The 19828-nt window shown below is 70.9% G+C and carries 20 protein-coding genes; 10 read left to right on the top strand and 10 right to left on the bottom strand.

Annotated features, from left to right (window positions below):
* Positions 1-37: 37 nt before the first annotated feature.
* Positions 38-1453 carry a DUF7544 domain-containing protein gene (locus tag ACQUST_RS10605; protein ID WP_435128038.1) on the bottom strand — a complete coding sequence of 472 codons (1416 nt, stop codon included), beginning with the start codon at positions 1451-1453 and terminating at the stop codon, positions 38-40.
* A gap of 38 nt (positions 1454-1491) precedes the next feature.
* On the bottom strand, positions 1492-2607 hold the full coding sequence (locus ACQUST_RS10600; RefSeq protein WP_435128036.1) for a M24 family metallopeptidase: 1116 nt from the start codon (positions 2605-2607) through the stop codon (positions 1492-1494).
* 167 nt (positions 2608-2774) lie between these two features.
* Between ACQUST_RS10600 and ACQUST_RS10595 the strand changes: the two genes are divergently transcribed.
* The 5 genes from ACQUST_RS10595 to ACQUST_RS10575 all read left to right on the top strand — a co-directional run bounded on the left by ACQUST_RS10595 (position 2775) and on the right by ACQUST_RS10575 (position 8563).
* Entirely contained in the window at positions 2775-3623 is an 849-nt protein-coding gene (locus ACQUST_RS10595) for a TatD family hydrolase (RefSeq protein WP_435128034.1), read from the top strand.
* A gap of 108 nt (positions 3624-3731) precedes the next feature.
* Complete coding sequence (locus tag ACQUST_RS10590) at positions 3732-4310, top strand: DUF2150 family protein (RefSeq protein ID WP_435128033.1); 579 nt, start codon at positions 3732-3734, stop codon at positions 4308-4310.
* Positions 4311-4352: 42 nt separating this feature from the next.
* Complete coding sequence (locus tag ACQUST_RS10585) at positions 4353-6677, top strand: Ig-like domain-containing protein (RefSeq protein WP_435128031.1); 2325 nt, start codon at positions 4353-4355, stop codon at positions 6675-6677.
* 67 nt (positions 6678-6744) lie between these two features.
* A complete protein-coding gene (hmgB, locus tag ACQUST_RS10580; protein ID WP_435128029.1) occupies positions 6745-8082 on the top strand; it encodes a hydroxymethylglutaryl-CoA synthase in 1338 nt (445 codons plus the stop codon).
* Between the two features lie 115 nt (positions 8083-8197).
* Complete coding sequence (locus ACQUST_RS10575) at positions 8198-8563, top strand: thioredoxin family protein (protein WP_435128027.1); 366 nt, start codon at positions 8198-8200, stop codon at positions 8561-8563.
* A 91-nt stretch (positions 8564-8654) separates the two neighbouring features.
* Here the strand turns inward: ACQUST_RS10575 and ACQUST_RS10570 are convergent, their stop codons facing one another.
* Both ACQUST_RS10570 and ACQUST_RS10565 read right to left on the bottom strand, forming a co-directional pair.
* Complete coding sequence (locus ACQUST_RS10570; protein WP_435128025.1) at positions 8655-9026, bottom strand: ArsR/SmtB family transcription factor; 372 nt, start codon at positions 9024-9026, stop codon at positions 8655-8657.
* A gap of 123 nt (positions 9027-9149) precedes the next feature.
* Positions 9150-9869, bottom strand: coding sequence for a helix-turn-helix domain-containing protein (locus ACQUST_RS10565; protein WP_435128023.1), 720 nt, complete (start codon positions 9867-9869; stop codon positions 9150-9152).
* A 150-nt stretch (positions 9870-10019) separates the two neighbouring features.
* Here ACQUST_RS10565 and ACQUST_RS10560 point away from each other — a divergent pair, with 150 nt between their 5' ends.
* Entirely contained in the window at positions 10020-10643 is a 624-nt protein-coding gene (locus ACQUST_RS10560) for a metal-dependent hydrolase (RefSeq protein WP_435128021.1), read from the top strand.
* Positions 10644-10766: 123 nt separating this feature from the next.
* Positions 10767-11330, top strand: a complete 564-nt coding sequence (locus tag ACQUST_RS10555) for a GNAT family N-acetyltransferase (protein WP_435128019.1) — start codon at positions 10767-10769, stop codon at positions 11328-11330.
* Positions 11331-11332: 2 nt separating this feature from the next.
* Here ACQUST_RS10555 and ACQUST_RS10550 read toward each other — a convergent pair whose 3' ends face one another.
* Positions 11333-11914 (bottom strand): transporter, encoded by a 582-nt coding sequence (locus ACQUST_RS10550; protein WP_435128017.1) that lies wholly within the window; start codon positions 11912-11914, stop codon positions 11333-11335.
* A gap of 100 nt (positions 11915-12014) precedes the next feature.
* Here ACQUST_RS10550 and ACQUST_RS10545 point away from each other — a divergent pair, with 100 nt between their 5' ends.
* Entirely contained in the window at positions 12015-13262 is a 1248-nt protein-coding gene (locus ACQUST_RS10545; RefSeq protein WP_435128015.1) for an amidohydrolase family protein, read from the top strand.
* Between the two features lie 18 nt (positions 13263-13280).
* Here the strand turns inward: ACQUST_RS10545 and ACQUST_RS10540 are convergent, their stop codons facing one another.
* A complete protein-coding gene (locus tag ACQUST_RS10540; RefSeq protein WP_435128181.1) occupies positions 13281-13964 on the bottom strand; it encodes a GNAT family N-acetyltransferase in 684 nt (227 codons plus the stop codon).
* Positions 13965-14122: 158 nt separating this feature from the next.
* Here ACQUST_RS10540 and ACQUST_RS10535 point away from each other — a divergent pair, with 158 nt between their 5' ends.
* Positions 14123-14383, top strand: a complete 261-nt coding sequence (locus ACQUST_RS10535) for a glutaredoxin family protein (protein ID WP_435128013.1) — start codon at positions 14123-14125, stop codon at positions 14381-14383.
* A gap of 108 nt (positions 14384-14491) precedes the next feature.
* Here ACQUST_RS10535 and ACQUST_RS10530 read toward each other — a convergent pair whose 3' ends face one another.
* Together ACQUST_RS10530 and ACQUST_RS10525 are read right to left on the bottom strand one after the other, a co-directional pair.
* Positions 14492-15193 (bottom strand): hypothetical protein, encoded by a 702-nt coding sequence (locus tag ACQUST_RS10530; RefSeq protein ID WP_435128011.1) that lies wholly within the window; start codon positions 15191-15193, stop codon positions 14492-14494.
* A 252-nt stretch (positions 15194-15445) separates the two neighbouring features.
* Positions 15446-16423, bottom strand: a complete 978-nt coding sequence (locus tag ACQUST_RS10525) for a transcriptional regulator (RefSeq protein ID WP_435128009.1) — start codon at positions 16421-16423, stop codon at positions 15446-15448.
* Between the two features lie 181 nt (positions 16424-16604).
* On the opposite strand from ACQUST_RS10525, the gene ACQUST_RS10520 reads away from it, so the two are divergent.
* Positions 16605-18014 carry a TiaS agmantine-binding domain-containing protein gene (locus ACQUST_RS10520; RefSeq protein WP_435128008.1) on the top strand — a complete coding sequence of 470 codons (1410 nt, stop codon included), beginning with the start codon at positions 16605-16607 and terminating at the stop codon, positions 18012-18014.
* A gap of 25 nt (positions 18015-18039) precedes the next feature.
* Here ACQUST_RS10520 and ACQUST_RS10515 read toward each other — a convergent pair whose 3' ends face one another.
* Both ACQUST_RS10515 and ACQUST_RS10510 read right to left on the bottom strand, forming a co-directional pair.
* Positions 18040-18561 (bottom strand): NUDIX hydrolase, encoded by a 522-nt coding sequence (locus tag ACQUST_RS10515; RefSeq protein ID WP_435128006.1) that lies wholly within the window; start codon positions 18559-18561, stop codon positions 18040-18042.
* Positions 18562-18671: 110 nt separating this feature from the next.
* A complete protein-coding gene (locus ACQUST_RS10510) occupies positions 18672-19766 on the bottom strand; it encodes a pyridoxal-phosphate dependent enzyme (RefSeq protein ID WP_435128004.1) in 1095 nt (364 codons plus the stop codon).
* Positions 19767-19828 lie beyond the last annotated feature (62 nt).

The following is a 19828-nucleotide window of genomic DNA, read 5'->3' as shown; positions in this document are numbered from 1 at the left end:
GGGCGTTCCGGCCGCACGCCGCCTCAGCGACGATGGGCTACGTTGCGTCCTCGTCGTCGCCGGAGGAGTCGGCTCCGGCGGACTCGTCCGCGGCGTCGTCGATGGACTCGGCGTTTGCGGACTCGTCGGCGTCGGTGTCGGCATCTCCGGACTCGTCGGCGTCCAAAGTGGCCGGTACGAAGTCGCCGAACTCATCGGAGTCCCGAGGGGGCGCCGAGCCGTCCGGGGATTCGTCGGCGGATACGGACTCGTCTCCGAGAGACGCGTCGGATGCCGGGCCGACTCCGGCTTCGTCGCTCGCACCGCGTTCGGCGACCGCGCTGGGTCCGCTGCCGCCGTCTCCGTCGCCCGGTCCGCTGCCGGCTTCACCCGCGCCGCCGGCGTCGTCGTCTTCGCGGTACGGAGTCAGGAGGTCGTAGTGGTCGTCGAAGCCCGCGAGCGTCGCGAGTTCGTACGTGCGCAGGTACGTCACGGCGAGGACGGACAGCGGCGCGGCGACGAACACGAGGTACAGCAGGACGCCGACGCCGAAGCCGGCGAGCAGGCCGGCACTGACGCCGAGGTCAGTCGTGCCGACGACGGCGGCGGTGGCGAGGCCGACGACCGCGCTGACGATGGCGACCGCGATGAGCCCGACCAGCGCGGCGATGCCGCGGCCGATGCTGACGCCGATCCCGACGAAGAAGTGCATGAGGACGTACACGACGGTCTGTTTCGGCTGGCCGCGCAGCAGCGGCCAGACGTTCCGCCAGCCGGCGATGACGCCCGAGTCGTCGACGAGCATCGCGGGGACGACGAACTCCCGCGTGACCCGGTTGACGAACACGAACAGCAGGAAGTACAGCACCGCGACCACGGCGAGCGCGACGAGGGCGCCGACGCCGAGCGAGTCGACCGACACGTAGCCGGCCAGGACGACGCCAGCGACTACGACGACCGGAATCGCGAACAGGACCGTGACGCCGAGCTGGAACAGGAGCAGCCGGATTCCCTTCCAGAAGAAGCGCCGGAACGGCGAGAGGATGCGGACCTCGTCCCGCCGAATCGCGTCGACGTACACGAATTCGAGCACCGGCACGGCGACGACGAGCACGACGACGAGCAGGAGCAGCAGCGCGAGGAACACGAGCCCGAGGATGCCGACTGCAGCCGGGAGGAACTCGTGGAGGCCCGGCGCCTGACCGAGCACCGAGGGCAGCGGGAGGGCTGCGGCGGCGTCGAATCCGGCCGCGGGGCCGCCGGAGAGCAGCGACGTCGCGCTGGTGGTGGTTTCGGAACCGTACTGGCTCACGAACTGCGGGATGCGGATGACCTGCTGGACGCCGGCGCCGCCGCCACCGAGCAGGAGCGTGAGGAGGGCTAATCGGGCCCAGCGCCCGAGCGAAAACGGGAACAGGAACCCTTTGGACGCGTCGATGGCGTCATCGACAGCGTCGATTGCGTGCCAGGACATATCGGCCACGATTCACTAACGGGACATGAAGGTTCCCCTTACTTCGACAGCACGTCGGGACGTTCGAGCGTGAGGCCGCCGGCCTCCACCGTCTCGGTCGGCCACCGGCCCGAGTCCGTCAGCACCTCGACGTCGTCGGTGTCCACGTACACCGTGTCCTCGCTTTTCGCGCCCTGTACCGTCGGGTTCCAGGCGTAGGCTGCCTCCGGTGCGACCGGCGCGTCACTGTCCGGCGTCGCGAACCACTCCCGGCCCGCGTAGCCGGTCGCGCCGCCCTGGTGGTGGTGACGCCACTCGCCGTCGAAGCTGGCGTCGGCGTACGCCTCCTGGATCGCCGCGAACACGTCGCCGGCCGTCCCCTCGCGGTCGTCGTCCGCTGCCGTGGCTCGGGCGGCCTCCTGCGTCGCCGCGACGGCCCGGGTCTCGACTCGCTGTGCGGCGCGGTGCCGCGCCTCCAGCCACTCCGGCGGGTCGAACGCGACGGTCCGGGTACAGGAGGCGTGCAGGCCGGCGCGCCGAGCGGTGACGATGACGACGGCGTAGTCGCCGAGCGCCGCGTCGGTCGGCGTCGGGTGCCGGTACTCCGGGGCACGCTCCGAGCCGCCGACGAGCGCGACCGGGACGTCGATGTTGCGGGACGCGAGCGAGATTCGGAGCGCCGCGGCGACCTCGTGTTCGGTGTCGCCGGGTTCGAGTTCCCGACAGACGGTCTCGACGGCGAGTGCGACCTCCTCGCCGAGCGCGCGGTACTGCTCCAGGTCGTCGTCGCCGAGGCGGAGGCGGAGCCGCGTCGGGTCGACCGACTCCAGTCCGGGCACGTCGAAGTCGGCGGCCGCGGGCGTCGGCGACCGCGCCGCCACCGACTCCGCGAGCGACGCCTCGTACCAGTCGTCCGCGACCACGGACATCGACAGCGCCGCCGGCAGTTCCTCCGCGGCGATGCGTTCGGCCTCGACGTTGTTCGTCACGACCGTCCACTCGCCGTCGCCGAGGTAACCGACCGCGGCGTCGCCGACGTCGGCGGCCGCGTCCACCCAGTTCTGGCCGCCGGTCGCCCACGCGAAGCTGTTCGGCCGCGCGAACCACGCCGCCTCGTACCCCTCGGCCGCGAGGAACCGGTCCAGTCGGGACTCGCGGTCGTCGATGTCGACCATACCGGCGACACCGCACGCCCGGGCTTCAATCCCTCGTCATCCCACTCGCGACGACGCGGCCGCGTCACCCGGCTCACGGCGACGCGGTGGGCGGCCGTTCGATGGTCGGGGAGGCGGCCGCTCGATAGCCCGCACCGTTATGCGGCGCGGACAACGACGGCCGGGTGATGAGCGAGGACCTCGGGACGCCGGTGCTGGACGACCACCTGCATCTCGACCCGGCGCACGCCCGCGGCATGGACGCGGTGGAGGACTTCGCGCGGCTCGGCGGGACGCACCTGCTGGTCGTGAACAAGCCGTCGTGGCACCTCGGCGTGGAGGCGGACGAGCCGGCGGACTTCCGCTCCGTCTTCGAGGAGACCATCTCCGTCGTGGCCGAGGCGACGGAGCTGCTCCGCGGCCGAGCGTGGCCGGTGCTCGGCGTCCACCCCGGGCTGATTTCGCGGCTGGTGGACGACCGCGGCTTCGCGCCCGCGGAGGCGCGTGAACTGATGTGCGGCGGCCTCGACGTCGCCGCGGAGTACGTCGCCGACGGCCGGGCGCTCGCGCTGAAGTCCGGGCGGCCGCACTACGACGTCGACGACGCGGTGTGGGCGGCGTCGAACGACGTGATGCGGCACGCGTTCGAACTCGGCGCCGACCTCGACTGCGCGGTCCAGCTGCACACGGAGACGACGGACGACCTGACCGAGGTGGCGTCGTGGGCTTCGGACGCCGGGATGCCGGCCGAGCGCGTCGTGAAACACTACGCGAGCGGGTCGCTCGTCGGGCCGACGCCGAGCGTGATGTGCGAGAAGGACTGGCTGGTGACCGCCGCCGAACGCGGCGACCCGTTCTTGATGGAGACCGACTACGTCGACGACCCCGACCGGCCCGGCGCCGTCATGGGGCCGAAGACGGTGCCGCGTCGCGTCCGGTGGCTCCTGGAGGAGGGGTACGACGACGCCGTGGCGCTCGCGCACGTGGAAACACCGGCGACTGTGTACGGTATCGACACCGTCGCGACGCTCGAGTGACGCGGATCGGCGCCGCTCGTTCTTCCGCCCTCCCGCGGTTCTCCCGGCGTTTCGCCGGAAATTCAGGGATACGGAAGGCATATCAATGCAGCCCCGGACGATTGGTGTATGAGCGAATCCGAGGAAACGTTCTACACCGAAGACCGGTGGCAGAACTGGCTCGACAGAGTGCGGGAGGAGGACCTCGACCCCGAAGAGGAAGAGTCCGCGCGCCTGCTTCTCAATCTGCAGGACGACACCGCCATCGCCATCGCGAAGGTCGTCGCGGCGTACGACGACGGCCGCATCGACGAGGACCGCGCGACCCAGGAACTCGCCGACATCCGCGACGTGGTGCTCTCCGAGCCGGAGTTCGAAAGCGAGGAGAAGGCGATGCTCATCGACGGCGTCCAGACCAGCCTGGTCTGCGTGTTCTACGCCGCAGAGGAGTACGTCGTCGGCGGCGCCGCCGACGAGGGCTCCGTCGAGGAGTACGTCCGCGCCGCCGCCGACGCCGAGCAGAACGACGACGTCGACGCGGCGCTCGGCTACCTCGTGCAGGCCGGCACCAAAATCATCGACGGCGCCGAACTCCCGATGGACGTCGTCGAGGACCTCGAGTACGGCCTCGTCTCGGAGTGGGTGAACGGGCTCGACTCGCTGCAGTCGGCGATGTCGGACCCCGAGGTCGTCGAAGAGGAAGACTGAGTCGGGCGGCACGCTTTTCAGAGCCGCCCCGGAGAAACTGGTATGCGCCTCCTCGACGACGACCGCGCGCAGTCCGTGCAGATCGGCGTCGTCATCCTGTTCGGGTTTCTCGTCGTCGCGATGTCGATGTACCAGGCGACGGTCGTTCCGCAGCAGAACGAGGAGGTCGAGTTCCGTCACAGCCAGGCGGTGCAAAACGACATTGTCCGGCTCGGAAACAGTATCGACGCGACCGGTCGGGCCGGGAGCGCACCCCCGGCAACGGTGAAACTCGGGACGCGCTACCCGACCCGGACGTTCTTCGTCAACCCCCCACCGGCAAGCGGGTCGCTTCGCACCGAGCCGGGCGGCAGTCTCTCGCTCAGCAACGTGACGGTTCTCTCGACTACGGGCGGCGAGGCGAACGACTACTGGACGGGCGGACGGAACTTCTCGTCGAAGTTCGTCGTCTACCAGCCGCAGTACAACGAGTACCGCGAGGCGCCGGTGACCCGCTATGAGTCGACTGCGGTCGTCAATGATTTCGGCGAGCAGTCGCTGGTACTCGACGAGCCGACGGTCGTCGACGGCGACAAAATCACGCTCGTCACCGTCAACGGAACGCTCTCGCGAAACGGCGTACAGCTGGTCTCGGTCGATCCGTCCGCGGTGAGCACGATCGACAGACGCGAAACCGTCTCAGGAAACCTCACGATCGTCGTTCCGACGACGCTGTCGGCGACCACGTGGTCGAACAAACTCCTCGACGACGAACTCGCCGCCGGCTGGGTCACGGAGATAACTCAGGTCGGTGCAGACCGCGTCCGCATCCACCTGAACGCGAGCCGAGACTACTCGCTCGGCGTCGCGGCGGTCGGCGTCGGTCGCGACGTCGCTGCGACGAACGAGCCGGCGTACGTCGACGTCGTCCGGGCACCGGGCGCTGCTGACCCCGGATCGGTTCGCGAGGTCGTCGTCGAGGTCCGCGACAAGTACGGTAACCCGGTGACCAACACGCAAGTGAACGGCCTCGCGAACGGCCCAGGATCGTTCGTCTCAGAGACAGTGAGGACCGATAACGATGGGTACGCGACGTTCGAATACCGCGCGACCGACGTCGGTTCGGTGACCCTCCAGTTCAGCTACGGCGACGTCACCGGCTCCGGGTTCGACGCCTCGACCGCCGCGGACGCGAACGTCTCCGTGACAGTGACTGACGGGGGGAGCACGGCGGGGGACGCGACGTACTCGTTGGTCTGGGACACGGACCGGATCAAGGAGCCGTCCGGAGTGACGGTCGCACCCGACGGCACGCTCGTGATCAACGCCTCCGTCGTCAGTTCGCCGATCGACGTAACGGTCAGAGCGACCAGCGAGGACGGTCAGCCCGTGGACGGGGCCTCGGTCGATTTCAGTACGACGAACGCCTCCGTTGCGGCGTTCTCCGGCGCCAGTTCGACCGGCGTCACGGCCGCTGACGGTCGCACTACTGTGCAACTCTCGTTCGCCACCGGCGAAGCCGTCGTGTACGCCACAGCCGGTGGAGGCGGTGATTCCCTGCCCGTCCGTGTCGTGGGCGGCGACGGCGGTGAGCCGCTTCCGTCCGGCGCGGTGGCGTTCAACGACGCCAACGAGAACGGCGTCTACGACGACGGCGAAACCACCTACACGGACTCCGACCTTCAGGACTTCCAGAATACGAACGTGGATCTGGTCGTCGAGCGAGACGTGACCGCAAACGGCTTCGACATCCAGGCGGCGTCGATCACAGTCGAGTCGGGTGCGACGATGACTGTGCAGGACTACGGCGCGACGACACTCCAGGCCGAAAACGGTGCCGTCCGGGTCGCCGGAACCATCGACACCACAGACGCAACTGGAGCGCAGGTCACCCTGAACGGTGACAGCGTGGATGTGAGCGGCGGAACGATTCGGTCCGCGGCGTCGATTTCGGTCACCGCCAGTGCTGGCGAGGTCTCGCTCGACGGCGCCACCATCGACAACACCGGCGGCAACGGCCGGAGTTTCGACGTCACTGCGACCGGGACGGTCTCGGCGGAAGACGCCGAAATAACCGTGACCGGACTGCTTCGCCTCGGTGCAAACGGAGGACCGCTCGACGCGTCCGGGGCCGAACTCGACGTGTCGTCCGGGAGCAACGCCGATCTGGACCTGATATCGAACGGGGATATGACCCTCACGAACGCCGAACTCGTCGGAGACCAGTACAGCAGCTTCGATGCAGAGCTCTCCACCAGTTCCGCGACGCTCTCGGTCGACGGAGCGGTGATCAGACGCGGGAACGGCAACGCGAAAGTGCTCGTCTACAGCCCCGACGACATCACGGTCAGCGGGAGCGCGACGGTCGGAACGGTGTCGCCGAACTGACGCAGGTACGACAGTTGACGTATCACTCATCGACAGACCCATAAGCCCGTTCCCCGAAGCGCGGGCCATGACAGCCGTCGGCATCGACGCCATCGAAATCTGGACCGGGAAGCTGCAGCTCGACCTCCCGAACACGTTCGCGCCGGCGAAAGGCGAGGACCCCGAGAAGTACACGAAGGGGCTCGGGCTGGAGACGTCGTCGTTCCCTGACACCTACGAGGACATCGTGACGATGGGGGCGAACGCGGCCAAGCGGCTGATGGACCGCCGTGACCTCTCGCCGGACGACATCGGCCGCATCGACGTCGCGACCGAGTCCGCCTTCGACAACTCGAAGCCGGTGTCGACGTACATCGCCGGGTGTCTCGAACAGGTGTACGACGGCGACTTCCACCACGCGAACAAGGGCGAACGGAAGTTCGCGTGCGTCGCCGGCACGCAGTCCATCGACGACGCGTACAACTGGATTCGGGCGGGGCGGAACCGCGGCCGCGCGGCGCTCGTCATCGCGACCGACACGGCGCTGTACGCCCGCGGCGACCCCGGCGAGGCGACGCAGGGCGCCGGCGCGGTGGCGATGCTCATCGACGAGGACCCGTCGGTCGTCGAACTGTCGACCGAGCAGGGGTACGGCTCCGCCGACGAGACGGACTTCCTGAAGCCGAACCAGCAGTTCCCGTCCGTCGACGGCAAGCGGTCGATGCAGGTGTACCTCGCGCGGATGCGGGAGGCGCTGGAGGACTTCGAGTCGGTCGCGTGGGACACCCACCCGGACGACTTCGAGTTCATCCCGTTCCACACGCCGTTCCCCGGCATGGTCCGGAAGGCGGGGCTGCTCGGCTACCGACACATGATTCGCGGCACCGACATCGAAGACGACCTCGAAGCCGAAATCGGCCGGCAGCCCCGCGAGTCCGAGTACGACTCCTGGGACGCCTACGAGGACGCCATCCGCGACTACATGGACGAACTGAAACGCACCGACCGCTACCGCGACTGGTACGGCGAGACCATCGAGCCGACGCTCGGGCTCGCCCGCCGCGTCGGTAACTGGTACACCGGCTCCGTCCACGTCGCCCGCGCCGCCTCCCTCAAACACGCCGCCGAGCAGGGCGTCGACATGACCGGGAGGAAACTGCTCGTCGGCTCGTACGGCTCCGGCGCGCAGGCCGAAATCCACGCCGAAACCGTCCGGGACGGCTGGGCCGACGAGGTGTCCGCGCTCAGCATCGACGACCAGCTCGACCGGCGGTACGACCTCGACTTCGACGAGTACGAGACGGTGCACGACGCGCACAACCACGACCTCGACGCCGAAATCGAGGAGTTCACGCAGCCCGACGGCGAGTTCGTCCACACCGGCTGGGGCCGCATGAACGAACGGAAGTACGACTACGTCGAGTAGCCGCCCCGCGACCGCGACGACGCCGCGCTTTTCGCGTCCCGCACCGCGAGACGCCGGTGCGCCGACAGCACACGACCGTGCAACCGCTTTCACCGCACGCCGCGTCAGCGTCCGTGTGAGCGAATCCGACGCTGTCTCCGCGCGGCCGCCGCGAGACGTCGACGCCCGAGCGTTCCCCGACGAACTCGGAGCCGCCTGCGACGACGCCGACCTCGTGCTGGTGGAGTTCTACACGAAGGGCTGTACGCTGTGTCAGAGCATGGAGCCGGTGCTCGGCGTCGTCTCCCGCGCCGCCGACGTCCCGGTGTTGACGGTGAATCCGCAGGACGACCCGTCGCTGGTCGGCGACCACGACATCACGTCGGTCCCGGCGCTGCTGCTGTTCCGCGCCGACGACGGCGAACCGGAGGAGGTCGGGCGGCTCGTCGACGGCTTCGTCGGCGCCGAACGCGTCGTGGAGTTCGTCGAGGACCACCGCTAACGGTCCGCCGAGCGCAGCGCGCCAGAAGCCGCCGGCTTCGGAGTTCTCAACCCTCTTCTTTCGGATTCCCGACTCGGCACTCGTGCGGCCGTCAGCGGGCGTCGAGTCCGAGCGCGCCGTCCGCCACGTCGACGCGGAGGTGGTCGACGGTGGCCTCGTAGGTCTGGTAGTGAGTGCCGTCGTCGTCGACGCGGCGGCGTTCGTCGACCAGCCCGAGGTCGCAGAGGTCGTCGAGCCGCCGGTACACCGTCGGGAGCGACGCGTCGCACGTCTCGGCGATGTCGTCGGCGTCCACCGGGCCGTCGCCCGCGGCCGCGAGGACGGCTCTGGTGTGTTCGTTGCCGAGCGCGTCCAGCACCGCGTCGACGTCGCGGTCGGCTCCGTCGTCCTCGGGTCCGGCGGCGTCCGCAGAGCCACCCGGGATTTCGGCGTTGTCCGAACGGTCGTCTCCGTCGCTCCCCATCGGGTCCGTGTTCCGTGCGGACGCGGAAAACAGCGGCGGCGAGGCGGCCGAGAGTCGACGTGTCGCGGAATCGGTGCTGCGTGGACCCGTCGGGCCGGGCGGCCGCGGCGGCCGCGGACCCGGTCAGATGCGCCGGAGTTCGTCGAGCGCCTCCTCGAGCGGCGCGGTAGAGACGGCGAGCGAGAAGCCGTCGACGTCGGCGAGCGCGCCGGCGTGGTCCCACAGCGCCTCCTCGTCGAGGCCGTGGAGGATGACGGCGTTCGGGGTGGGCGTGACGACGCGGAGCGCGACGAGCGGCGACTCGCCGCGGGTGACGCCGGTGAACACGAGCGCGCGGTCGGTGGACTGGCCGTACAGCCGGTAGAACTCCTCGCTGGAGAGCGACGTGATGGCCTGGATGGAGTTGATGACGGTGTGGCCGTTGACGGTGTCGCGCTCGCCGGCGACGATTTCGGTGGCGTCGAGCGCGTCGTAGACCCGGCTGGTCGGCACCGCCGTCGGGTACTCGCGGATGTCGCGGACGATGTCGGACTCGAAGCCGGCGGAGACGACGCGGGCGTACTGGCGGATGCGGGTGCCGCCGCGGGACTCGTCGATGTCGAGCAGCCCCTCGACGACGCGGGAGACGAGGCCGATGCCGGGCGACTCCCGTCGGCCGCTCTCGTAGTCGGAGACGACCGACGACGAGACGTCCATCCGCTCTGCGAGTTCGGTCTGCGAGACGCTGAAGTCGGTCCGCCACTTCCGGAGCGTCGCGCCGGGGTCGTCCGACAGCGTGATTTCGCCGGCGATGCGGCGCGCCAGTTCGGCGCGCGGCGCCCCCGGGTCGTCCCCCGTGGTCATGGCTGAACGGAACGGTGACGGCGCGATAAGGGTGTCGGAGCCGACCGGCGACGCGCTCCGCGTCGCCGGCGCGGTGGCAGGCCGCCGGCGCGGCGAGCAGCGGGCGGGTCGGCGAAACGTACATCCGTTCCGGCGGCGGAGTCGGTGGCGATGCCGTCGACGCTGGTTCACGTCGCGTTCGCGGGGCTGCTGGCGGCGGCGCTGCTGCGCGACGACGACTTCACGCGCGGCGCGGTCGCGGCGGTGCTCGTCGCCGCCGCGGTCCCGGACCTCGACGCGTTCTTTTCGACCGTTGTCGTGGGGGCCCACCGGTCGCTCGGCCACAACGCCCTGCTGCCGGTCGCCGCCGCCGCGGTGCTGCTGTACGACACGCGCGTCCGGGAGGTGTCCGTGCTGTACGCGCGGTACGGCGCCCGCGGCCCGGCCGTCGCGTGGACGGCGCTTGCGGCGTTCGCCGTCGCGGGCGTCGGCCTGGACTACGTGACGAACGGCGTGAACCTGTTCTGGCCGATTCACGATCAGTTCTACACGCTGAACGGCAAGCTGTCGCTGTCGAGCACCCGCGGCGTCGTCCAGACGTTCGTCGACCTGACGCCCGAGCGGGTGCGGACGACCGAGACGCTGCACTACAGCACCGGCGTCGACCCGACGCCGGGCGCCGAAAAGCGGTCCGTCGAGCGGGTGTTCCCGGTGGTCTGGAGCGGCTGGCAGCTGCTGCTGGTCGCGGTGAGCGCCGCCGTCCTGACGGTCCGCGGGCGCCGCGCGGCGCGCTGACAGCACCGACAGCGACCGCCGTCTTTCGGCCGCGACACGGCGGGCGAAAGCGGCGAGCGACTGCCACCAGCGACGACGACCGCGACCCGGGCGTTCATCACCGGCGCGGGCGACGACGCACCCATGCCGACCGACTCGACAGACTCGACAGAGCCAGGGGGCGACGCCGCTGACCCGGTCGACGACGCCGCCCCGGACGGCGTGACCGTGCGTCCGTACCGCGACGGCGACGCCGCGGCGCTGTGGGACCTCAAGTGCGGCTTCGAAATCGGGCTGGGCGCCGGCACCGGCGGCGACGAGAAGGCGGCGCAGTACGAGGCGAAACTCACCGACGACTACCGGCGGCGCTGGCTGGACTGGGTGGGTCGCTGCGTCGACGAGAACCGCGGCTGCGTCGCCGTCGCGGACGACGGCGATTCGCTCGTCGGCTACGTGTTCGTGCTGCCGGAGTCGCTGTCGTTCGTCTGGGACGCGGCGGTGCTGAACGAGATTTTCGTCGCGCCGGACGCGCGCGGCACCGGGGTCGCCGACGCGCTGCTGGCGTCTGCGCTCGGCACCGCCCGGGCGCAGGACCTGCCGCTCGACCGGATGGTGCTGGACGTCGACCGGGAGAACGAGCGCGCGGCGGCGTTCTACGAGCGGTTCGGCTTCACGCACTGGGGCGAGATGGTGGCGCGGCCGCTGTAGGCCTACTCGAACAGCGACGCGGCCGCGCCGCCGACGCCGCCGAAGACGGCCGGGTAGACGACGCCGGCCAGCAGGACGCCGGTGACGTAGTCCGGGTGGACGCTGCCCGCGTCGCCGACGCCGTACGCGAACAGGAACGTCCCCGCCGCCGCGAAGACGAAGTACGCCGGGACGACCGAGAGGCCGGCGACCGCGCCGTCGCTCGGCACGTCGGCGTCCGAGAGCGCGCCCGCGGCGGCGCCGGCGAGCAGCAGCAGCACCGGGGGGACGGCGTACAGCAGCGCGATGTTCCCGCCGTCGGCGCTCGCGATGAAGTTCGCGGTTCGGGCGCCGCCGAGTCCGGGGACGAGCACGTCGACGAAGTGGGCGTTGTAGAAGTACCAGCCGACGCCTTTCCACACCGGAATCGGGTCGCCGCCGAGCAGTTCCGCGAGGAAGTTGAAGGCGTTGAGTTGTTCGCGGACCGCGCCGGACTGCCAGAGGTACGTGACCAGGTAGCCGAGGGCGTACGCGGCGACGCCGGCGACGGCGCCGACGCCGAACGGGACGTCGTCTGTCGGGGACCGAGAGGCTGTCTGACTCACGACGGGAGTCTCTGACGGCGGGCACCGTATCTTTTCTGGCCGCAGCGGGCGAATCCAACGAGCCGAAATCGTCTTTTGCGGGCCGGACGGACAACGGGACGTGCTTCTCTGCGATCTCACGCTGGTCGACGGCGACGGCGTCCGCACGGGCGACCTCCGCGTGTCGGACGGGCGCATCGCCGCGGTCGGCGACCTGACCGCCGACGGCGACGAATCGGTCGTGTCGCTCCCCGAGGTAGCCGCGGTTCCGGGGCTGGTCGACGCGCACGTCCACTTCTCGCTGTCGGGCGAGCGAACCGTCGACGACGTCGTCGGGATGAGCGACGCCGAACTGGCGCTGGTGGAAGCGCGGAACGCCCGGCGGACGCTGGAGGCCGGCGTCACCGGCGTCCGCGCGATGGGTGCACGCGACGTCGACGTCCGGCTCCGCGACCGCATCGACGTCGGCGACGTCCCCGGCCCGCGGATGGCGGCGAACTGCCGGTCGATCACCGCGACCGGCGGCCACGGCCACCACCTCGGCCGCGAAATCACGGGCCCGGTCGACGCCCGGAAGGCGGTCCGCGAGCAGTCCAAGCAGGGTGCCGACTTCATCAAGTTCATGGTGACCGGCGGGGTGACGACGCCCGGCACCGACCCGGACGCGGTGGCGCTGACCGACGACGAACTGGACGCGCTCGTCGACGAGGCGCACCGCCGCGGGATGCACGCCGCAACGCACGCCCACGGCGCCGCCGGCGTGAAGGCCGCGGTGCGGGCCGGCGTCGACACCGTCGAACACGGGACGTTCCTCGACGACGAAGCCGTCGACCTGCTGCTCGAAACCGAGACGACGCTGGTGCCGACGCTGTCGGCGCCCTACCACATCGTCCGGAACATGGACGCCGCCACCGCGGACGTCCAGCGGAAGACCGAGCACGTCTACGAGCGCCACATCGAGTCGTTCGGCCGGGCGGTCGAGGCGGGCGTGCGCGTCGCCGGCGGCACCGACGCCGGCACGCCGTTCAACATGCACGGAGCGAACGCCGCCGAAGCCGAGTTCATGGCCGAGTACGGCATGTCGCCGCTGGACGCCATCGTCGCCATGACCGAGACCGCCGCCGACGCTGTCGGCCTCGACGACCAGGGCACGCTGGAACCGGGGACGTACGCCGACGTCGTGCTGTGCGCGGCGGATCCGACCGACGACCTCGCGACGCTGAACGACCCGGCGGTCGTCCTGAAGGGCGGCGACGTCGTCGGCGGCAGCGACTACGAGCTCCGCGACGCGATTCGGGACGCCGGCCGCGACGACGCCGCGGTGTCTCGGACCGCGAAGGGCGCACGCGACTCGGAGCCGGCCGAGTAGCGCGCGAGCGGCGCCCGGCTACGCCTCGAAGGCGACGGCGTCGACGAACGCGGCGTGCGGCCAGCCGTCGACGCCACCGCCTCCTGCCTCGTCGCCGGCGGCTCCGGCGTCGACGGCGTCTTCGTACTCGTCGCGGCTGACCGAGTACCGGCGGACGTCGCGCGGGTCGCCGTCGGCGTCCGCGATTCTGTTGCGGAAGACGCCCGCTTCGCGGCCGCCGAGGCGGTCGACGTACTTCTCGATGGCGCGGACCGACTGGTCGTTCGCCGGGTACGCCTCGACGGCGAGCAGGTCGAGGTCGAGGCGGCGGAAGGCGAGGTCGGCGAGCGCGATCGCGCGTTCGCCGGAGTAGCCGCGCCCCCAGAACGGCTCGCGGAGCCAGATGCCGAGCGTCCCGGTCCGGCGGTCCCAGTCCACCTGCAGCCCGGTGTTGCCGGCGTACTCGCCGGCGCCGTCCTCGCCGTCGCGCGGGAAGACGGCGTACGTCGCGGCCTCGCGGCCGGTCCAGCCGTCGGCGAACCGCTCGGTGACCTCGGCGCTCTCCTTCGGGGTGTCGTGCGGCGACCACGACACGTGTTCGGTCTCCCGGTCGATGCTGTCGGTCTGGTCGGCGCCGGCGTGCGCGTAGAACGTCAGCGGGTCGACGGCGGCGTCGTGGCGGTCCAGTCGGAGGCGGTCGGTGCGGATGCGGTCGGGGAACACGGCCGCATCGTCCGGCACCACCACAAAAACGTTTGCTCGGCCGTGCGACCGCGTGACGCACCGACGGCCGTCGGGTGACCCGGCGGCCGCACGACTCGGTGCCGGCGACGCACACCACGGCCGGGTTTAAGAGCGGGCGACTCCAACTCCCCGCTGCAATGTCAGACCTCGTCCTCTACGAACTCGAAGGCTGCCCGTACTGCGCGAAAGTGAAGAACAAGCTCGCGGAGCTCGGCCTCGAATACGACTCCGTGATGGTGCCGCAGTCGCACGACGAGCGCACCGAGGTGAAGGAGGTCAGCGGCCAGACCGGCGTCCCCGTCCTCGTCGACGAGGAGCACGGCGTCGAGGGCATGCCGGAGTCCGACGACATCGTCGAGTACCTCGAGGAGACGTACGGCTCGAACGCCGGCGCCTGACGCCCCACCACGTCGACGACAGGTGCGGCCCGCCGACAGCGGCCACTCATTTTCGAAGGGCAGCGTCCCGAATCAGCCCAGCAGCTCGGCGTTCGTGGGAACCGGAACTCAGTTCGGACTCCCGGTGGTGGCCGACTCGGCCCCCACGGCGACGGTCACCGTCGACTCTCCCGCAGGCGTCCGGACGCCGTATTCCAGTTCCATTCCCGGGTCGGCGTGCGTACTACTCGCCGAGATAGTCGCCTCGCCGGACTCGCCCGAGTCGAGCACGATGTCGAACCCCTCCGGCCGATAGAGGGGGAACGAGAAATTCACGGCGCCGCGGAAGGTCCCGGGGCCGTCGCCGACGTTGTCGGCGGTCACGGTGATCGTGAACCGCTCGCCCGGTCGGACCGTCTCGGGTGCGCTTGCGGTCCAGTCCCACGCGGGCGGCGGCGCCGTCGCCTTCTCGGTGTCGAGTCTCCGCTTCCAGGAGTTGTTCTCGGCGTCGAGTCGGAGCGACGGCGCCGCGTCCAGTCGGGCCGGCACACTGAACGCGAGCCACCCGGTCGGTTTCTCGTTCTCCTGTTCGGGCGTGTACAACCCTCCCGGTACGTCGAGGCCGACCGGGGCGGTGTCTCTGATGTCCGCCGGCTCGTAGACGTCGTCAGCGGTGACGAGCGTGAACGCGTCTCGATTCGGCGGCTGCTCCGCGTCGGTGGCGTCGACGGTCACGAACACGAACTGGCCGTCTGCCGACCGAATCCCGTTCCAGTCGACGTTCTCGATGTGGCGGTAGGCGTACTGAACGGCCGCCGCCTCGACGGTCACTGCGGGACGCGAAGCGGTCCTCGACCCGGCCGAACCATGGTCCGTCGGTGCCCCGGTCGTCGAACCGGCCGAGCCGCCGATGCAGCCGGCGGTACCCGCGGCTGCGAGAGCCGCGAGATACGCGCGTCTGGAGGGCATCACACTGACGCTTCGTCGTTCCGCGTAAATGCTTTCTGCGCGTCAACAGCAGATGGCCGCTGCTCTATCAGCCGGGAACGCGTCCGCACCGACCGGAGCCGGGTCTCACGGCCGTTACGCTTCCTGCGGTTCGTCGCTGCGTTCGCGGATGAGCTCGCGGATGCGGTCCGGGTCGTCGCTGTCGGCGAGTTCGTCGATGGAGACGATGGCGGTGCCGTCGACGGAGTCGCGCTTGCTGCGCTCCTCGGTGAAGTAGACCGCGCGGGTTCGGGTGACGCGGCCGAGCGACGCCATCAGTTTGGCGCGCTTCGCCGCGGTCTTCGTGAACGCGGAGTGGCCGGTGAGCAGCGTGAACTCGACCTGCGACCGGTCGGCGTCCTCGCTGACAGCCTTGAACGGTGCGCGCTGGGTCGGGTGGACGAGGAAGCCGGCGCGCGAGAGGACGGCGTGGACGTGTTCGTCGTCCGGGTCGGCCGCCGGCGGCTCCGGCGTCGGGTCGGCGTCGCGGACCTCCTCGGCGCCCTCCATGACGTTCACCGGGTCCGAGAACGGCCGGTCGAACAGCTCTTCGAGCTGGACGGCGACCTCGACGGAGGCGTTCATGCCGTCTTCGTACTTCGCGACGGTGCGCCGGGAGACGCCGAGTTCGTCGGCGAGCTGGCCGAGGCTCCAGCCGCGTTCGCGGCGCTCGTCGCCGACGAGGTCGCCGTCGATGTTGACGTAGAGGCCGCCGGGGGCGGCGTAGATGAGCGGCGGCACCTCCTCGACGACGAGGTCGTACAGCGTGTCGGGGTGAATCGCTGGGACGCCGTGCCGGAAGTAGACGACGCCCGGCTTCAGGTCCTCGTCGCGGGTGCGGAGCCCGACGACCATCGGCGTCGCGGAGAGGTAGTTGCCGAGTCGACGCATCTCGGCGCCGGTCGGGCCGTCGAAGGCGTCGACGTTGCCGAGCACTTTCAGCAGCAGCGTGTCCTCGCCGCGCCGCGCGGCGAGGTCGAAGCTCTTGGGGCGGACCGCGCACCGCTCGCTGACGAGGAAGTCCACGTCCGCGAGCATCGCGGTGACGTTCTCGATGACCGCCTTCCGAGACATGTTCGACTGTAAGCCGTCCCCAACATATATGGGTTGTGCCGGGCAGAGCGGACGGGAGCGGCCGCCGTCAGGCGCTCTGTCGAGGGTTCGCGGCCGACGCGATGCGGTCGGGTCAGCGCTCGCCGTTCGGCGGTCGGCGCGACGCGAAACACCCAATTCCGTCCGCCGCCTCGGTTCGTCCGTGACCGTCATCGGCCTCGACGACACCGACTCCCGCAGCGACGGCATGTGCAGCACGTACCTCGCCGCGCTGCTCGCCGAGGCCATCGACCGCGAGGGCGGCGCCGTCCGGGACCTGCTGCTCGTGCGGCTGAACCCCGCCGTGGAGCACAAGACCCGCGGGAACGCCGCGCTCGCGGTCCACGCCGACGTCGACGCCGACCGGGCGCTCGAACTCGCCGCTGACCTCGTCGAGACGTACGCCGTCGACGACGACCCGGAGACCAGCCCCGGCGTCGTCGTTGCCGACCGCGGCCCGGCGGACGTCCCGGCCGCGGTCGCCGAGTTCTCGCGGGGCGCCGTCCGGGACTTCCACGACCTCGACGACGCGGTCGCGCTCGCGGAGTCCGCCGGCTTCGCCCACCGCGGCTGGGCCGGCGGGCGCGGCCGAATCGGGGCGCTGGCCGCCGTCGGCGCCGACCGCGCGTTCGACGACTGGACCGTCGAACACGTCAGTTACCGCGAATTCGACCGGTGCGGCACGCCCCGCGACGTCGACGCCGACTCCGTGTTTCGCGCCGCCGACGAGGCGTACCCGGCGGCGTGGGACACCGTCGACCGGGCGGAGGGCGAGGCCGTCTGCGTCCCGAGCGCGCCCGGCCCGATTCTGTACGGCGTCCGCGGCGACGACCCGGAAGCGGTCCGGCGCGTCGCCGACGGAATCGACTCCGAGCGCGTCGACCGCGCCGCGCTGTTCCGAACGAATCAGGGCACGGACGCCCACCTCCGCGACGCCTCCCTCGCCGCCGTCCGCGACGGCCACGCCTACCGCGTCGACTGCGAAGTCGCCGCCGCACCGGAGACTCGACGCGGCGGCCACGTGTTCTTCTCCGTCGAACCGGTCGACGAAAGTGTCTGCGACGACCACGGCGACGGCGACAGCGACGGCCAGAGCACCGGCGACGGCGACAGCGACGACCACAGCACCGGCGACGGCGACAGCGACGACCACAGCACCGGCGACGGCGACAGCGACGGCGACGCGGCGGCGACGCTGGACTGCGCGGCGTTCGAGCCGACGAAGCGGTTCCGCGACCGCGTCCGGGCGCTCCGCGTCGGCGACGAACTCACGGTGTGCGGCGAGGTGACCGACGGGACGCTGAAACTGGAGAAGTTCGCGGTGCGCGACCTCGTCGACACCGAGCCCGCCGTTCCGGAGTGCCCCGGCTGCGGCCGGTCGATGGAGTCGGCCGGCCGGAATCAGGGGTACCGGTGCCGCGACTGCGGCACCGACGCGGACGGCAAGGTCGACCGGCCGCTGGACCGCGACCTCGAACCGGGCTGGTACGAGGTGCCGCCGTGCGCCCGCAGACACGTCGCGAAGCCGCTGGTCCGCGGCGGCTTCGACGTGCCGACGCACCCAGAACGCTGAGTCCGCAGCGGCTTCGACGCGCCGGTCAGTCGAAGTAGCCGCTGGCCTCCCGAATCGCGTCCGCGTCGAGGCTCGCGACGCCGCGGTCGGTGGCTTCGAACCACGACGGCGAGTCGAACCGGGCGTCCGTCACCTCCGCGCCCGGAACCGGGTCGCCGACGACGTCCGCGCGGTCGACGACGTACCGCAGCGCGAGGACGCCGCGCCCGTCCCGGACGGCGTGGTCGGTGCGGAACAGCGTCAACTCCTCCGGGTCGACGCGGACGCCGGCCTCCTCGACCAGTTCGCGGGCCGCGCCGACCGCCGGCGGCTCGTCGAACTCGATGTTGCCGCCGGGGACGCCCCACGTCCCGAAGTCCGGCTCCGTCGCGCGCTCCACCAGCAGCAGTTCGTCGCCGTCGACGACGAACGCGCCGGCGACGGGCCGGCTGTTCTGCCAGACGACGCGGTCGCAGGCGGCGCAGTACCGGCGCCGCCGGCCTTCGACGTCGACGCGGCCGAGTTCGGCGCCGCACAGCGGACAGTAGTCGCCGGGAACCGTGAGCACGGCCGACGGTTCGGGCGGCAGCGAAAAGCCGTTTTCTATCGCGCCGACCCGCCCCGGTGCCGTCGAAGACGGAGCCTGAAAACGACCGTTGAGAGAGCGGTCGCGGAGAGTCAGCGTTTGAGTCCGCTTCCGGTCAGCGGGACGACGACGTCGTCGTCGGGGCCGAGGACGTCGCGATCGCGGTACACCGACAGGGCCGCGGGGGCGACGGCGGAGGTCGATTCCGTGTAGAACCCGGCGGCGTGGAGGTCGTCGAGGGCCGCGTCGACGGCGTCGGCGCCGAGCGCGATTGCGTCGCCGTCGGTGTCGTCGACGGCGTCCAGAATCTGCCGTTTCCGGACCGGCTCGGCGATCTGGATTCCGTCGGCGGCGTCGTTCTCGCCCGCGGCCGCCGCCTCGCCGTGGAGCGCCTCGACTATCGGGGCGGCCCCGGCGGCCTGCACGCCGAGCAGCCGCGGAACCGAATCGGTCCAGCCTGCCTGCTGCAGCGCGCGGAAGCCGCGGTACACGCCGAGAAACAGCGTGCCGTGTCCGAGCGGCAAGACGACGGCGTCCGGGGCGTCCCAGTCGCGCTGGAGCGCCGTCTCGTAGGCGAACGTCGCCGTCCCGGCGAAGAACGCCGGGTTCCACGCGTGGCTCGCGTACCAGCCGGCGCCGGCTTCGACCGCCGCGACGCAGGCGTCCGTCGTCGCCTGCCGGGGCCCCTCCGTCTCGACCGTCGCCGCGCCGGCGCGGCGAATCGCCGCCAGTTTCGCCTCTTTCACGGACGCCGGGACGTAGATTTCGGCGTCGATGCCGGCGCGGGCGGCGTACGTCGCGACGGCGGCGCCGGCGTTCCCCGACGAGTCCTCGACGACGGTGTCGACGCCGAGCGCGGCCGCCCGCGACAGCATCGTCGTCGCGCCGCGGTCCTTGAACGACCCCGACGGGAACACGTACTCCAGTTTGAACTGCGCGTCCCACGCGGGGGCGTCGACGAGCGGCGTCATTCCCTCGCCGAGCGTCACCGTCGGCGACTCCGGGATGAACTCAGCGAACGACCAGAGGCCGTCCCGGGCGTCGAACGACGCCGGGTCGGGCGCGGCGCGGTCGGGGAGCGGCTGTTCGGCGTAGTCGAGCGGGTGTCCGCACTCGCAGCGCCAGCGGTCCGCGTAGGTGGCGCCGCAGGAGCCGCACCGGAGCGGCGGCGGCGACGAAGTGCTCATGGCTGGGTCCCCGCGGTGGCGACACCAATAGGTGACGGTTGCGGACGCAGCGGGGAGTCGGC

The organism is Halobaculum sp. D14 (assembly GCF_051195135.1).
Lineage (GTDB): Archaea > Halobacteriota > Halobacteria > Halobacteriales > Haloferacaceae > JBNTKA01.
Note: the sequence above shows the minus strand (reverse complement) of the source record. Positions and strands in the feature narration are given on the sequence as shown.